At 37.3% G+C, this 15,682-nt stretch carries 15 protein-coding genes; 8 read left to right on the forward strand and 7 right to left on the reverse strand.

The window, feature by feature from the left end:
• The first annotated feature begins 331 nt into the window (after positions 1-331).
• Positions 332-583 carry a transporter suffix domain-containing protein gene (locus B8967_RS02120; RefSeq protein WP_047493679.1) on the forward strand — a complete coding sequence of 84 codons (252 nt, stop codon included), beginning with the start codon at positions 332-334 and terminating at the stop codon, positions 581-583.
• Positions 584-645: 62 nt separating this feature from the next.
• Here B8967_RS02120 and B8967_RS02125 read toward each other — a convergent pair whose 3' ends face one another.
• Positions 646-1,134, reverse strand: a complete 489-nt coding sequence (locus B8967_RS02125) for a hypothetical protein (RefSeq protein ID WP_047493676.1) — start codon at positions 1,132-1,134, stop codon at positions 646-648.
• 200 nt (positions 1,135-1,334) lie between these two features.
• Between B8967_RS02125 and B8967_RS02130 the strand changes: the two genes are divergently transcribed.
• Positions 1,335-2,423 carry an alpha/beta hydrolase gene (locus tag B8967_RS02130; protein WP_084084187.1) on the forward strand — a complete coding sequence of 363 codons (1,089 nt, stop codon included), beginning with the start codon at positions 1,335-1,337 and terminating at the stop codon, positions 2,421-2,423.
• A gap of 4 nt (positions 2,424-2,427) precedes the next feature.
• On the opposite strand, the gene B8967_RS02135 is transcribed toward B8967_RS02130, so the two are convergent.
• Positions 2,428-2,931: a GNAT family N-acetyltransferase gene (locus B8967_RS02135; RefSeq protein WP_084084188.1), complete on the reverse strand. Its 504-nt coding sequence runs from the start codon at positions 2,929-2,931 to the stop codon at positions 2,428-2,430.
• A gap of 159 nt (positions 2,932-3,090) precedes the next feature.
• On the opposite strand from B8967_RS02135, the gene B8967_RS02140 reads away from it, so the two are divergent.
• Positions 3,091-3,588 carry a hypothetical protein gene (locus tag B8967_RS02140; protein ID WP_084084189.1) on the forward strand — a complete coding sequence of 166 codons (498 nt, stop codon included), beginning with the start codon at positions 3,091-3,093 and terminating at the stop codon, positions 3,586-3,588.
• 65 nt (positions 3,589-3,653) lie between these two features.
• On the opposite strand, the gene B8967_RS02145 is transcribed toward B8967_RS02140, so the two are convergent.
• The gene (locus B8967_RS02145) at positions 3,654-4,502 is read right to left on the reverse strand and encodes an AraC family transcriptional regulator (RefSeq protein ID WP_084084190.1); all 849 of its coding nucleotides are present in this window, start codon (positions 4,500-4,502) and stop codon (positions 3,654-3,656) included.
• A 90-nt stretch (positions 4,503-4,592) separates the two neighbouring features.
• Here B8967_RS02145 and B8967_RS02150 point away from each other — a divergent pair, with 90 nt between their 5' ends.
• The 4 genes from B8967_RS02150 (at position 4,593) to B8967_RS02165 (ending at position 8,256) form a co-directional block, all read left to right on the forward strand.
• Complete coding sequence (locus tag B8967_RS02150; RefSeq protein ID WP_084084191.1) at positions 4,593-5,576, forward strand: polysaccharide deacetylase family protein; 984 nt, start codon at positions 4,593-4,595, stop codon at positions 5,574-5,576.
• A 156-nt stretch (positions 5,577-5,732) separates the two neighbouring features.
• Positions 5,733-6,119 carry a DoxX family protein gene (locus tag B8967_RS02155; protein ID WP_084084192.1) on the forward strand — a complete coding sequence of 129 codons (387 nt, stop codon included), beginning with the start codon at positions 5,733-5,735 and terminating at the stop codon, positions 6,117-6,119.
• Between the two features lie 192 nt (positions 6,120-6,311).
• A complete protein-coding gene (locus B8967_RS02160) occupies positions 6,312-7,247 on the forward strand; it encodes an NAD-dependent epimerase/dehydratase family protein (RefSeq protein ID WP_084084193.1) in 936 nt (311 codons plus the stop codon).
• A gap of 100 nt (positions 7,248-7,347) precedes the next feature.
• Entirely contained in the window at positions 7,348-8,256 is a 909-nt protein-coding gene (locus B8967_RS02165; RefSeq protein ID WP_084084194.1) for a helix-turn-helix domain-containing protein, read from the forward strand.
• A gap of 50 nt (positions 8,257-8,306) precedes the next feature.
• Here B8967_RS02165 and B8967_RS02170 read toward each other — a convergent pair whose 3' ends face one another.
• Together B8967_RS02170 and B8967_RS02175 are read right to left on the reverse strand one after the other, a co-directional pair.
• The gene (locus tag B8967_RS02170) at positions 8,307-8,921 is read right to left on the reverse strand and encodes a hypothetical protein (protein ID WP_143330448.1); all 615 of its coding nucleotides are present in this window, start codon (positions 8,919-8,921) and stop codon (positions 8,307-8,309) included.
• A 70-nt stretch (positions 8,922-8,991) separates the two neighbouring features.
• Positions 8,992-9,783, reverse strand: a complete 792-nt coding sequence (locus B8967_RS02175) for a hypothetical protein (RefSeq protein ID WP_228405988.1) — start codon at positions 9,781-9,783, stop codon at positions 8,992-8,994.
• Between the two features lie 737 nt (positions 9,784-10,520).
• Between B8967_RS02175 and B8967_RS02185 the strand changes: the two genes are divergently transcribed.
• Positions 10,521-10,991, forward strand: a complete 471-nt coding sequence (locus B8967_RS02185; RefSeq protein WP_084084911.1) for a DoxX family protein — start codon at positions 10,521-10,523, stop codon at positions 10,989-10,991.
• Between the two features lie 64 nt (positions 10,992-11,055).
• Here the strand turns inward: B8967_RS02185 and B8967_RS02190 are convergent, their stop codons facing one another.
• Entirely contained in the window at positions 11,056-12,573 is a 1,518-nt protein-coding gene (locus B8967_RS02190) for a TSUP family transporter (protein WP_084084197.1), read from the reverse strand.
• Positions 12,574-12,578: 5 nt separating this feature from the next.
• On the reverse strand, positions 12,579-15,455 hold the full coding sequence (locus B8967_RS02195; protein ID WP_084084198.1) for a TonB-dependent receptor: 2,877 nt from the start codon (positions 15,453-15,455) through the stop codon (positions 12,579-12,581).
• Between the last annotated feature and the right edge of the window lie 227 nt (positions 15,456-15,682).

The raw sequence follows: 15,682 nt of genomic DNA on the forward strand, positions 1-15,682 counted from the left end.
AAGGCTGAATTCGGACTGATTTCAGAGAAATTTATAATTTTTTTAACACTAAAATTATGTTGTAAATAGGAAGTATTTGATAAGCCCGTGATTTTATTTCAAGACTAAGGTTAATTATGTGTTACATTAAAATTATTTTTTCAACGCTTTATACGGAATGATGTGAATATCATTTGTCCCAATAATTTTAAGAAAAGATATGATCCTGAAATTCAACAATAGGTCTCATATTTAAAAATCGACATTTCAAAGGTCTGAATATACGTTTGGATCACAAAATAGAAATATGATGTACATAAAATCAGTTTTTTTGTAATCAGATTCACATACGATGGCGAAGGAAAAACTAAGCTTTAAAAATAAACTGGTATTTATCTTTTTAGGATTGGGAACATTGTGTTTAGCGGGAGTTCCGGTCCTTTTCTTTGTGGATTTTCCCAATAAAGCATCCACCATCCTGATCCTGCTTATTACGGGGGAGGTTTTGTTTTTGCTTACGATAGCCTTAACAGGGAAAGGGTATTTGGAGAAAATAAAGGAATCAATGGGTGAACTCCTGTTGTTTCGGAAGAAAAAGAAATAGCTTGTGATAAAATAAGACAGAAATAATTTATTAGTAGAATTATTTCTGTCTTATCATGACGGCTATAAAGGTGAAATGTACACTTCTATTTTGGTGCCGTCATAGTTAAAGGTTCCGTCTGAATTTCTTTTACCTAAGAAAACCCAGTCCATATCTACGGGAACAGACCATGCTGATCCTAATGAAAATCCGTTTACAGATCGGATTTCGTTACCGTTTCCTGTAGTGATGGCTGAATGAAACCAGGTTTTGTCGATAAGTCTGTAGAAACCAATTGCTTTTCCTGCCGGAATGGGGGCATAGCCATCCCACTTTTCTCCGTCCGGATATCTGAATACAGTGAGCCATTTTTGGCCAGCTGATTCAGCCAGCTGAGTGGGGCTTATCCGGGCGCCTCGCATATACAAAGCATATGCTACAACATCGTGGCATACTCCGGTATTATACTTTGAGATATTCTCTGCACCTGAGAGTACGGCATGGGCAACGGGCTCTCTTTCTGTTACAGACAACTGAGCTTTCCTTGCTCCTTCTGGGGTTACAAATGACATATTAATAATTTTGTTTGGTTATTGTAAAGGTAGGTCTTTTAAATTTAATGCTACTTAAGCGTTATTTTGAAGAAATTTATTCAGATTTTAATAAGCATCTGAGTACAGAGATTGGCATGATCATAAGATCGACCTATGGATGCATTTTATTTGATTATTAAAATTATCTTTTTTAATTTGGCTTACAAAATCAGCGACTTATGAAAAATAAGATAATATTCGTCATCATATTATTGTTTTCTCTTACGATATTCGGACAAAACAGCAAACCCGGAGATGAGTATGCTGAAGCCAGGGAAATTATAAAGGACCTGGATTCAATTGTCAGTCCCAATGGAATTCAGGAAAGATATAAAGTAAATATCGGGGGTGTTCAGCAATGGGTTTTTGTACGTGGTCAGCATAAAGATAATCCGGTGATACTCTTTGTACACGGTGGTCCGGCTTCACCTCTTTCACCAGTCATGTGGATGTTTCAAAGACCTATTGAGGAGTATTTCACTGTTGTCAATTACGATCAGCGGGCTTCCGGCAAAACTTATCATGCCAATGATACCCTATCATTAAAAAACACCATTCATATCAGTCAATATGTAGATGATGCTATTGAACTGGCTGAATTAATCAAAGCAAAGTATAAAAAGAAGAAAGTATTGCTGATTGGTCACAGCTGGGGAACGATTATTTCTATGAGGGCGGCGTTGAAAAGACCAGATCTGTTTTATGCTTATGTAGGAATCGGACAGGTCATCAATACTAAAGACAATGAACGTTTGAGTGTTGATTTTGCCGTAAAGGAAGCTACCCGGTTAAAAAATGAAGAGGCTTTGAAAGAATTGGCATCTATAGCACCCTATCCGGGAACCACTCCTATTACCAGAAAAAGGATCATTATTGCACGGAAATGGCCCCAGTATTATGGCGGGCTTACAGCTTTCAGGAATAATTCCAGGTATTTCTTCCAGGCTCCGTTATTATCCCCGGAATATTCTTATCAGGATGCTGAGGCTATTGGTAAAGGCAGTGTATTTACCCTGGCAAAGGTGCTTCCTGAATTTCTGGATACTGACTTTAAGAATATTAAAACCTTCCCTATTCCGGTTTTTATGTTTATGGGAAGGCATGATTATACTACCCCTTCTGAGCCTACTGCCCAATGGTTGCAAAATGTAAAAGCTCCGTTTAAAAAAGGGATATGGTTTGAAAATTCTGCCCATCTGATCCCCATTGAGGAACCCGGAAAAACCTTAGTTACCTTACTAAACGATGTTAAACCTGTCTGTAAGTAAAATGTTAAGCTTCCAACTGAAAAAGTACCATAGTCGCATTATGATAATGAGCGGGAAGCCCTTCGGTATCAGCTATTTTTTTTGCTCCTAATTGAGTAAATCCGCATCGTATGTAATAATCCGCCAACCTCTGGTTTCCTGCTGTGGTATCCATTCTGACATAGTGTTTCTCATTTTCCTTTGCGAATTTTGCAGACCACTCAACGATCTGTTCTACAAATTTTTGTCCTCTGAAATCAGGATGGGTGGCAATCCTGTGAATATAAACAGCAGGATCTGCATTTCTTTCTTCCCAAACCTGAGGATCATTAAATGTGATGCTCCAGACGCAGGCGATCTGTCCGTCTACTATAATTTTCCAATGGCGGTTTTCTTTAATTTCTGTTTCTATCATGCTTCGGTCAAACTCCGGCCATTGTACCCCGGATACTGTTTTCTTAAAATCGGAAGCCATTTTATAAAGATCAAAAACTTCATCAATATCCTGTAGAAAGGTGTTCACTATCATTATTACGTTATTGTTCTTCAAAAATACCGAAAAAATAAACAGATTGATGTTTGTTATTGTTATTCAGAATGGGTATAAATTCCATCCTATTGCAGACTTCCGTTGGGAAAAGAAAATAAAAATACTATTTTTATCCTCCGATAAAAGAAAACATTCATTATGCCGACTGATGCTTCTCTCAAGCTGATTCCGATGACAACCTTTGTAATTGAATACTATTCGAATGAAGGTTATGCCGATCTTCAAATTTTAAATTTGATGAATAATTATGCCAATTTTCTAAGAAAGCCTCTCTATCTTGGAATGTTTGTTCCTGTAGATATGGAAGGAAATGTCCTGAAGGAGCCTAAAAATTATGCTTCATGGAAGTCTCTGGAACATAATGACGGAAAAAGAACCGATGCGGTAGGATTTGAAGAATACGCCGAATACCAGAATGCAGAGCAAAAATGTATGTTTGAAGGTTTTAAAGTGGATTATAACGGGTACTCAAAGGTGAGAATCGTGGCGTCATATGATCCTTCCATAGAATTATCTTTTAATAAAAACGATATGATTCCCCTGGGTTACAATGATGTGGAATCCCTTACTGTCTTCGATGATATTTATTTAACCGCTCATGCTTTAAAAGTAATCGGGATAAAGGATAGGCGATAAATTCAATATCACCTGTAATATTCTTATTTTAATACAGCTGACACTTAATTTAGGTGTTTCCAGAATTATTTATTTTTTTTCCTGAATTCAGAGGGAGACAGCTGTTGGTACCCTTTGAATATTTTATTAAAATGGCTGGTATCATTAAACCCCAATTTATCAGCAATTTCATTGATATTGTACGGACTTTGCAGGAGAAGTTTTTCTGCTGTTTTTATTTTGTACTGAATGATATGCTGCTGTATAGAAAATCCGGTTTGTTTTTTTACATAAATACTGATATAGTTGGAAGAAAGCATGAATTCTTTGGCCAGGTTCTCAATTTTCATTTTATCTGTATCCAGTACATTGACATTGATATAATATAGAATCTTTTCAATTCTGCTTAGATGCTGGGAAATCCATTTTTTATTGGTCGTGGTTTCCATCGTATTTCTAATCAGAACGGTTATAATGGCTGAAAAGATATCAACTACAATGTCTTTATTGTATCTGCTTTGATGGCTGAATTCATAGAGAAGAATATGGGCCAGCTGTAACAGATGAACCCTGTCTGTTTTATTTTTAATAGCCGATTCGTAAACAAAAGACCGATCTTCCATAAGAAGCTGAATGACCTTTTTCAGCTCATTCTTTTTGTTTATCAACAGGGTTTCCCATATGTACTGTTCTGTAAACTTTATATAAATAAATCTTGTTTTAGTTTTGATAGAAAACTCATGTCCGTCGCTGGGTCTGAGCAGGAAGACATCACCTTTTTTATAAGGAAATACAATACCGTTCAAATGGTGAAATCCTTTTCCTTTTTCAATGATAATCAATTCATAGAAGTTGTGATTATGGTATTCAACATCCCATACTTCTTTTTCAATACTGAAAACATTAAAGGAATTGAAATTAACAATGCGTTTCATAAAGAATGGATTTTTACAAATTTACCATTAATTTTTACAATACATAATGCTGACATTCGAAGCAATTTTGCATAACAAAAAACATTCGAAATGAAATATTTAAGACAATCAGTGCTGATGCTTTTTTCTACAGTATTCCTGGTTTCCTGTTTCAATAATAAAGACAGAATCAAAGGGGAAATTAGTAACCAAAATGAAACCCCAACCAAAGGAAAAAAGTATTGGCCCAATGGCGCTCAGCTAGTCATTTCCGTCTCTATGCAGTTTGAAACCGGCGGACAGCCTGAAGGTGCTGAAAGCCCTTTTAGCAGCACGTCTCTTCCTGCGGGCCAGCCAGATCTTCCAGCGGAAAGCTGGTACCGTTATGGAGGCAATGAAGGTATCTACCGTATGCTGGATCTTTGGAAAAAGTACAACATTAAAGTAACATCCCATATTGTGGGAACTGCTGCCGAAAAATATCCGGAGGTGGCCAAAGCCATTGCAAATGAAGGACATGAAGTAGCGGCTCATGGGTTCACCTGGGATAACCAGTGGAATAAAAGCCATGCCGATGAATTGTATTTTGTGAAAGAAGGTGTAGATGTTGTCCAAAAAATAACCGGCAAAAGAGCGGTAGGCTATAACAGCAACTGGCTGAGGAGAAGTCCGAATACCTTGAAAGTACTACAGGAACTCGGTTTTCTGTACCATATAGACGATGTAAGCCATGATGAGCCTTTCATTACTAAAGTTCAAGGTAAAAATTTTATGGTAATCCCTTATACGATCCGTAATAATGACATTGTGAATATTGAAGGAAAACATTGGAGCCCTGATCAGTTTCTGACGCAACTGAAATTTGAATTTGACCGTCTCTATGAGGAAGGGGCTTCTAAAAGGAGAATGATGAGTATAAGTTTTCATGACAGAATTGGCGGAACGCCTGCTATGATTCATGCTATGGAAGAATTTATCAAATACACTCAGAAGAAACAAGGGGTTGTCTTTATGAGAAAGGATGATATTGCCAAAATGGTGATCAATGATCCCAATACTCCTGTGGATAACAGTGAAGAGAAATATAATAAGTAAGGAGTCAGAGTATCGGAAGAAAGAGATTCTTAAAGTGATGGATAGCTTACTATTATTTCCTTTAAAGAAATTAAGAATCGTGTGTAATGCTTTCATGATTTTTTGCCTTCTGCTTTCCCATCTTTAAAACAATACAACCAATAAAAAATAACAAAAATGAGTAAAAAAACAGGATATTTTTTCCTTCGTATTTCAATGGGAATCAATTTTTTTGGACACGGGCTTGTGAGGCTTACCAAATTACAGGATTTTGCAGACGGAATGACTGCAGGTTTTGAAAAAAGCTGGCTGCCACAGGTATTGGTACATGCTTTTAGTACGGCACTACCCTTTCTCGAGTTTACAATTGGCCTGCTGCTTATGATAGGTTTCAAAACCCGTGTTGCCGCTATGAGTGGCGCGTCACTCATTGTGATGCTGCTTTTTGGATCCAGTACGGTTGAAAACTGGGAGGCCATGGGAATTCAAATGATCTATGCCGGGTTATTTTATATGCTGATCAGCAAAATAGAGGATAATAATCTTGCCGTGGACAGGAAGTGATACAATAGCTGAAGGTGAGGAAAATTTTCTCACCTTCAGCCGCCTTTCAGAGATTGCGTTACAAATTCCGATGATTGGGATACCCATTTTTGATAATAATGCCCGAATTTTGTATCAGAAATAAAGAGGGTCATCAATGGTACTCAACTGTTAATGATCAGCTTTCATACAAAACTCTGAAAATAAAATAGTATGCAAACAATATTAGGAGCCAATGGACAGATTGGACAGGAACTGGCAAAGGAACTGAAACGGAACTATACCTCCGATATCAGAATCGTCAGCAGAAAGGCCGTTAAAGTAAATGATACTGATACTGTATTTTCTGCAGACCTCACAGACAGGAATAAAGCAATAGAAGCGGTAAAAGGAAGTGATATTGCTTATTTTACCCTGGGACTTCCTATGGATACGGATCTATGGGAGGAACAGTTTACAATGATTCTTAGAAATGTAATTGATGCCTGTAAAATCAATGGAACCAAGTTGGTGTTTTTTGACAATACTTATATGTACCCTCAAAATAACCAGGTCCTGACGGAACAGACTGCTTTTGCTCCTGTAGGAAGAAAAGGAAGGGTAAGAAAAGAGATGACCGATATGCTTTTGAAGGAAATGGCAGCCGGAACTATAGAAGCGGTGATCTGCAGAGCACCTGAGTTTTATGGACCGGGAAAGACACAAAGTATTACCAACAGTCTTATTTTCAATGCCATTAAAGAAGATAAAAAACTGAAAGTGCCATTGAGAGATAATAAACTTCGAAGCCTGATCTGGACTCCTGATGCTAGCAGTGTTACCGCTTTAATAGGAAATACACCTGATGCTTTCGGTCAGACCTGGCACTTACCGGTAGATGATCATAAACTGACTTATCAACAATTCATTGCCTTGGTTTCTGAGATATATGGGAAAGAATTCCGCTATTCTGTCATTCCTAAAATGGCTTTCAGGATAGGCGCTCTTTTCAATAAAAATGCAAAAGAACTGCTGGAGCTGCTTCCAAGGTATGAGTATGATAATCTGTTTGATGATTCTCAATTTAGAAAAAGATTTCCCGATTTTAAGGTAACGACCTACAGACAGGGAATTGAGCAAATCCGAAAAGAACAGCTGGCAGCAAAGTAAACCTTCCTCCGAAGAGGGTGGGAAGACCTCCAAAAATAAAATTTTGTACCTTTTCTAGGCAATTTATCAATACATTTAAAGTGGTAAAAGCAGAAAGCCAATGAAAGCACCTGAAAAAATAACCTCCATTACGACACTGCATCTTTATTTAAAGCTGGGGAGGCCATCCAATCCTTTGATCAGTGTTTTTGACTTTACTGAAGTTGCCGCTGACCCCAGCAGCCTTCGTACTGCTGTAACTACAGATTTTTATGTTGTGGCCATTAAGAATGATTGTGCAGGAAAATTTAAATATGGTCAGCAATATTATGATTTTCAGGATGGGATCATGTATTTTATTGCCCCCCATCAGGTGATGCAGTTCGAAGATATTTTACTTTCCGAAGTCAAGGGCAGTGTATTGCTTGTTCATCCTGATTTTTTACAGGGATATCCTATAGCAGCTACGATAAAAGAATATGGCTATTTTTCCTATGCAGCCCATGAGGCTTTGCACCTTTCTGAAAGAGAAGAAAAGTCTGTTACGGATATCATTGATAATATCCGGAGGGAAACCGAAAATAATATGGATGTTTTTACTCAGGATTTATTAGTCTCCAATATTGACTTACTGCTGAAATACTGTGACCGCTTTTATAACCGCCAGTTTCTGACCAGAAAGAAAATGAATCATGATCTCTTGATTCAGCTTGAAGGTGTACTGGATGATTATTTTAAAAATAACCGATTAATTATCGATGGAATTCCTACAGTACAGTTTATTGCTTCAGAAATGAATATCAGTCCCAATTATTTAAGTGATATGCTTAGAGTTCATACAGGCCAGACTACCCAGCAGCACATTCAGAACAGGCTGATTGAAAGAGCTAAAGAATTACTGTCCACAACCATGATGACCGTGTCTGAGATTGCTTATCATTTAGGATTTGAACATCCGCAGTCTTTTCACCGTTTATTTAAAAACAGGACTGCAATCTCACCTCTTGAATTCAGGCAAACGTTTAATTAAGCTTCTCCCGATTATTATTGATTTCCAATATGGGTTGCTTTTTACCTCTCTTATTTGGCCTTTGAAGAAGGTGTCACTTCCACAAGCCTGTTGTTTTTGTAAATATAATTGACGGGTATACTTTCTCCTTCCTGAACATGAAATCCGGGTTCTATCATTCCCTCTACTACCCCATCTTCTATACTTTTAAAAAAGGTCTGTGTTTCTGCCAGATCGGCTCCCCTGTCGAAAGAATACTGATACTTGAGCTGACCGTCTTTATTGATGAAAACAGCATAATGGGCATCCCAGTTATTGCCGCCATCACGTCCTTCAATAGAAAAAGGCATAATAGCATCTTCTAAGTGGTCTCCATTCAGATCTCCTATAAGAATGGGGCGTTCCGAATCAAAAATAGAACCGGAAAGCTCATCTTTTAAGTTGAAATATAAATCTTTACCAAATTGTTCTGTCTGTGAAGCTTTTTTAAAAGCCATCAGTACTGCCGTTGTATCAATAACAGGAATTTTTTTGCTCTTTGTAAGGCTATCATGCTCTTTAGTACTGCTTATGTGGGTCTTAATAGTATCATGAGGCTGAGTTTCCGGGATGGTTTTCTTTTCCGGTTTGCAGCTTAGAGTCATTGCCAAAGACAGTAATGAAAAATATATTGTATTGAAATGCATGTTGTAAAAGTTTGATATTGAGATAGGTGATCGTTGGTTAATGTATTGTTAGGTATTTGTATGCTTACCTTTAGTCTTTATTTTCTTTGTCCAGTTCTTCCTGGAACTCAATTAAAGCTTTTGTGCTACCGGATTTTAAACTTCCGTTTTTTTCTCCTTCTTCCCACGTTTTAAAGGCTTTTTCCCTTAATCCCAATGTGAAATAATAGCTTCCCAATACGGTATATCCTTCCGGCTCTCCAAGATCTATAATTTTCTTTGATAGTGAGAGTAATTCAGGGTGAGGTTTTATTTTTTTTGAAGAAATCTTCGCAGGATCTGTTAAAAGACCAGGAGTATATTCCAGCATTTTTAACCCAAAAAGATTCATACAAGCCTTTGCTAACCCTTTATTACAAAGGTCTTCATTAATTTTTGAGGTTTTACCGGAAGCTAATGCTTCAAAATCAAGATCTGATCCGGTGGAACTCTTTGTTTTATCATAGTATTCGGCTAATAGCTGAGCTTTCTTTTTGGCATCTGCCGGATGGTGTCTGTTATTGATTTCAGAACTGTCTTTTTTGGGAATCCAGACTCCTTTGTCTACCCAATTTGAGATTCCGGTCAGTTTTCCTTTTTTGATTTTAAAAATAAATATACTTTTATCAGGATAAATAATCAGACTGTCATTTCTTGTGAAATAATCCCCATAATCCATATCAGATATTAAGACTTTTCCATTGCCGTCAAAATTAAAACTATTATAAAGTGTTTTATCATTACTTGCCTTATAATAACCCTGTAAAGAGTTGTCTGCTTCCTGCGCTGATAAAATATATCCTGAGAAGGATAATATGGTTAAAAATAACTTATTTTTCATCATTTTCTACTTCTTTAGTATTGAATAATTATTGCTTTACAAAGCTATTGAATAGAAAACGAATTTAATTAGTCAATTTCAGCTATTTTTACTCATTTAAACCAGCCATAAATATTTCAGTATATTTGTCTCAGTGGAAAAACGAATGACACTTAAACAAACTGGTTTATTGCATTATATAAAAATACTGAGTGTATTTTTAGTACTGTCTCATTTGTTTATTCTTAAAGCTGATTATAACCGCTTTTCTACGGCCGTATTAAAGACTTTTCATCATTTTAAAATAGATTCCGAGCAGGAATGTAACAGGATGTATCTTGAGCACAATACTAAAAGTCCGATGAAATGCAACAGCAATTACTGTAATAATTTTTCATCCTTTTTTACCACTTCATTTTCTTCTTTTACATTCAATTCATTATTGGGACGGGATATAAGAAACCGTTTCTTTTTATACAATGATCCGGCCTATTCATCTTTTTTTAATTCTATTTGGATCCCTCCTAAAATAAACAGTTAATTCTCATATAATCAACTGCTACACTATACTGTCTTATTCAATCTATGATAAGATGTATTGTGATATGTACTGGTAATGAGGCAACAATCTGTACTGTATGAAATAGGTAGGAGACAGTATGGCTATCCTATTATTCAATTGTTAAATATTAAATACTATGACAAAGTCCTGGTTACAGGCTGGTCGTAGGTATGAATCAAAAAATGAAATAGAAAATATCATGAATACAATAAGATCAAAATTCGAAAAAAACACAAATACCATTTATATCATATGTCGTATATTAATTGGTCTGTTCTTCTTTATCGCAGGCTTTAATAAACTGTTCCACCCTATTTTTCAGGGATACATGTTCAATACCATTAGCGGTATCGGATTTCCCTTTCCTGGGTTTATGGCTCACTTTACTGCTTTTTGTGAGTGTATGTTTGGGCTGTTTCTGATGCTTGGATTATGGACAAGAATAAGTGCTTCGGTCTTAATTATCATTATACTTGTCGCATTATTTACCCATGATCTGAATACAATTCCAAAAGAACTTATCCCTATTAAACCGGAGACCGGAATTTATGAAATGGATCCTTTTACCTGGCTGAGCTATTTTCTTTATCTTCCGCAAACCCTGTATTTAATGTTCCTGACCTTATTTCTGTTTCAGGGATGTACAGGATTTGGAATTGATAAAAAATAAGCTCCCGTTATGCATCATATTTAAACTAAAAAAGCTCCTTTTGGGAGCTTTTTTAATATCTGTATTACATAAAAGATTTGATGATGGTGATAAGGCTCATGGCAATAACAACAACACCTACTACAGCAAACATTTTCTTAGTGGGTAATTTCGAGGTAAGCATCGCTGAAAACGGAGCGGTAAAAACACCTCCCAACAGCAACCCCAATACAATATTCCAATGATGGATCCCAATGGTAAAAATAAAAGTGACGGCACTGGTAACCGTTAATAAAAACTTAGCAACAGTTGAACTGCCTACCACATACCGTGGAATTCTTCCTTCTTTTATTAATGTTCCGGTAACCAGAGGTCCCCAGCCACCCCCTGCAAAAGAATCTATAAAGCCACCCACCAGTCCCAGTATTCTGAGATTCGTTCTCCGTTTTGTTCTGATCCGATTGGCTTTTTTGTTCTTAAAGGCATTTCTCAGGATATTAATTCCCAGATATAAAGTATAGCAAGCGATAATAGGTTTCACGATATGGGCATAATGTTCACCATAATGAGATAGAGTTAATGCTCCGATAATAGAACCTACGATGGCTAGCGGGAACAATACCCACACCATTTTTTTATTGACATTTCCTAATTTGTAATGGCTGAAGCCTCCAGCTGCTGTGGTAAAAGATTCCGCAGAATGAATACTTGCGCTCACTACGGGCGGTGGAACATTGAGCAACAGCAATATAGTAGTACATATCACGCCATATCCCATTCCCATGGAGCCGGCAACTATTTCTGCCATAAAACCTGCAAAAAGCATCCAGTAAAAGATATGACCGTCTTTACTCAAAAAATTCTGAATATCCCCGGAAAGATTGAACTGATAAACCACAAGACCCAATATTCCAAAGAGCAGCAAAACTCCAATAATTGCCAGATAAATATTTGCTTTTCTCTGGGCTATTTTGGTAATATGGATTAATTTTTCAATTTCTACATTGGATGTTACCGGAGAGACCTTTCCGTCAGATAAGTATTGGGTAGTTATTTTATTGAGTTCTTTTACTTTATAATTAAAGTCTCCCTTTAATTGATTGCGTATATTATGCATATTATCAAGAACATGATCCATTTCATCGGGAATAGTTTCCGTGAATGTTTCTCTTAACCTCTTGGCAATAGTTGGTGATTTTCCGTTGGTTGAAATGGCAATTTTAAGGCTTCCTTTTTTTACAATAGAGCCTAAATAAAAGTCACACAGATCCGGTTTATCTGCAATATTAACCAAGACACTATTCTGATGGGCCTGTTCTTTGATCTGCGCCGCCAGTACGATATCATTTACAGCAACAATGGCCAGATCGGTGTTCTTAAAATCATTATTGTTGTAGGGTCTTTCATGCAAAGTTATATTAGGGTATTGATTTTGTAAAGCTCTGACTTCCGGTATGATTTCCTTAGCAACGAGTCTTATGGAAGTTTCAGGTGAATTTCCAAGTACAGATTCTAATTTTTCAAGAGAAATCCTGCCACCACCAATGATCAGTAATGACAAGTTTTCAAGCTTTAAGAATATGGGATATAGGGAGTTACTCATCTTGATTAAAGTTTTAGATCATAGGTGAAAGCGAGATAATACAATCCTCCGATTTCAGGTCCGGCGGCGTATTGAAAATAACGGCGGTTGAGCAGATTGGTAGCCCCTATTTTTATATTCGCATGGATCTCAGGAAGTTTCCATGTTGCCTGGGCATCTAGGGTATAATAAGACGGTATTTCTCCTGAAGCTAAAGGACTTTCCCACATAAAGCTGTTTTGCCATCTTGCAACCACTGTAAATCCGATATTCTTAACAATCTCCCTATTTCCAACACTTACATTAACCATCCATTTCGGGGTATTGAATGCGGTAATAAATAGGTCCGAATTATTGTTGGAAGCAAGGTCATTATAAGAGATATTGGCGTTGATGTTATAATTTTTAATAACATTATACCGGACTCCTAAAGAAGTTCCATAGCTTTTATAGGTCGTATTACTGTTTGTATAGACTCTGTATCGGTCCTGTTTGCTACGGTCCAGCATAGCGAGAACAGCTGTATTGCTTCCTACCTGGCTGTTTTTAGGAACGGCAACTTCTACCTGGCCAAGAAACCCTTCGTAGATGTTGTAATAGAAATCCCAGTCCAGTACTAGTTTAGTATTAAAAAATACAGATTTATAGCCTACTTCAAATGAATTGATCTTTTCAGGCTGCAGTTTTTGCAGGTTGGCAACGGTCAAAAGCTGTTGACGGTCCTGTGCCGCCTGACTTTGACTTTTTCCTCCGTCTACATCTGCATTTACAGCAGAAGTAAACCTGTCAATAGAAGCCAGTGTGTAAGAATTTTCCAGATAGCCTAATCCTTCATTTACTTTAGAAAGGCCTCCCACTCTTCGTACATTTCCGTTGTTGACGAAAGAAAGAGCCTCAAAAAGTGAAGGAAAACGGTATCCGTTTTGAAAAGAAGCCCTGAAATTATGTTCATTAACAGGGGAATAAACAATACTTATTCTCGGGTTCAGTTTGGATTCAAATTCCGGATTTCTGTCAATCCGTAACGCAGCATTCAGTTTTAATTTGTCATCAAAGAAAAGTTTGGTAATTTGAGCAAATACACCATACTTCTGATAGATAACATCTTTCCCGAATGTACCGTTAGCTAAAGGAATATTTCTTTCACTCACCGGTCTGTTGAAGTCTACAAAGTTGTTCCCATCCGGAGTTATACTGTATAATCGGTAATCTACACCGGCAAGAAGATTGAATATTTTTACAAAGCGGGTCAGATCATAGGTGAGCTCGCCCTGATAAAAACGTGATTTTTGTTCCAGCTTAGCACCTCCGGTTGCCGGTGCTCCTGCAATTCCGGCATTGGCAGAATCCCAGTTATTAATTCCGATAATGGTATTTTTTAACTGTTCAAAAGCTGCAGTTCCAGGGACTGCTCTATTTTTATCAGCTTCCAGACGGGCCAGAATAAACGCATTATTGAGGCTTTGCCCCGCATTGAGATTATTCTGAAGACTTGTCTGAAATATATTTTTCCAGTTGGTATTCGAAAGATTGGTGAGATCCAGGTTGTCGGCTAACGGTTTCAGATTGTAGGAATCTCCGGTATTTTCAATGGAGACATAGGCTCTGAAAGTCAATTCTTTGCCTGTAAGTTCTATCTTATGATTTTGAACGGTGGCGTTCTGTAGCCTGATTTTATTTCCTCTTTGAAATGTCCCGTCCAGTAATCCGTACCGATATACATAGGAAGCTCTCCACTGATCTCCAAAACGGTAATACAGCCCTGCATCAAATTTTATATTTTTCACCTCCGGACTTACCAGGTCTTTTTCCAGATATCCTGTTCTGGAAACATTAAAAGTCGTAGGCTTTCCATTATAGTCAACCTTTACGGCAACTCTGTTATTTCTTTCGTCACCGTATTTATTCCAGAGATCTTCAGCAGGATTATTTGCCAAAGAAAAATGAGGATTGGCGGTGATCAGTGAATTGGGATTTTGATCCGTATGATTGTCTGAAATCCAATCCACTCCACTGAAGTAAGAAGCATTCACTTTAACAGCCCAGTTTTTATTGAAAACTTTTGCAAACCGAATGGCACTTTCTCCCAGAGAAGATATTTTATGACTAACATTGTCTACATGATTAACCCCACCACGAAAGTAAACACTTATTCCCTGGGAGGTAAAAGGATCTTTTGTCTGGAGGCTTGCTAACCCGTTAATGGCATTCATCCCATACAGGGCAGATGCCGCTCCCGGAGTCACTTCCATAGACTGAATGTCCAGTTCGGTGGGACCTATTGCATTTCCCAGGGGTACTCCCAGCGTTGCAGACTGTACATCTACGCCATCCACCAGCTGCATAAACCGGAAATTATTAGGTGAATTGAAGCCTCTGGAATTGGGGATCTTCAATGTGAGACTCGAGGTCAGCAATTGAAGTCCTTTCACATTTTCCAACGTTTCATAAAAGGAAGCTGCCGGGCTCTCTCTGATGGTTTTGATATCAATTTTTTCGATGGCTATCGGAGATCTTAATATTTTTTCAGGAAGCCTTGATGCTGAAATAACAACAGCATCAATAATGGTGTTCTGAGGATTAAGCCCGATGGTTATTTTATTGGAAGAAGAAAGAACTTCAACCGTTTGACTGCTAAAGCCGTCTTTATTAATCACCAATCGGAATGGGATGGTAACTCTTGTTCTTATCTTAAAATTACCCAGCTGATCCGTTAGTGCTGTGTCTTCCGTATTTTCTATCTGTACCTTTACCGAATCAATCCCTTTTTTTGTACCGGTATTTTTGATCATTCCGCTTAATTCAATAAGCTGCTGCTGTGCTTCTGCCAGGTTAAAAAATAGAAATGTAAAGGCAATAATACCTGCTTTTGGCAGAAAGGTTCCTTGTTTTTTGTTTTTCATTTTTCTTCATTTTTTAGGTTGAGAATGAAGCTGTCTGAACTTTTTTAATAAAACACCATATTTTTTACCACAAAGACTTAAACACTTTAGTTATTTTCAAGTGAAAATTTTCGTGTATAAGAAGTACACTTACTTTTTTGAAAATCTCCGATTTTCCTAAACATTCCAATTTAGGTACGGTATATTTCCCTCCTACGAAGGGGTGACAAACCAGAGGTTTGACGGGG

The organism is Chryseobacterium sp. YR221 (assembly GCF_900176315.1).
Taxonomy (GTDB): Bacteria; Bacteroidota; Bacteroidia; order Flavobacteriales; family Weeksellaceae; genus Chryseobacterium; species Chryseobacterium rhizosphaerae.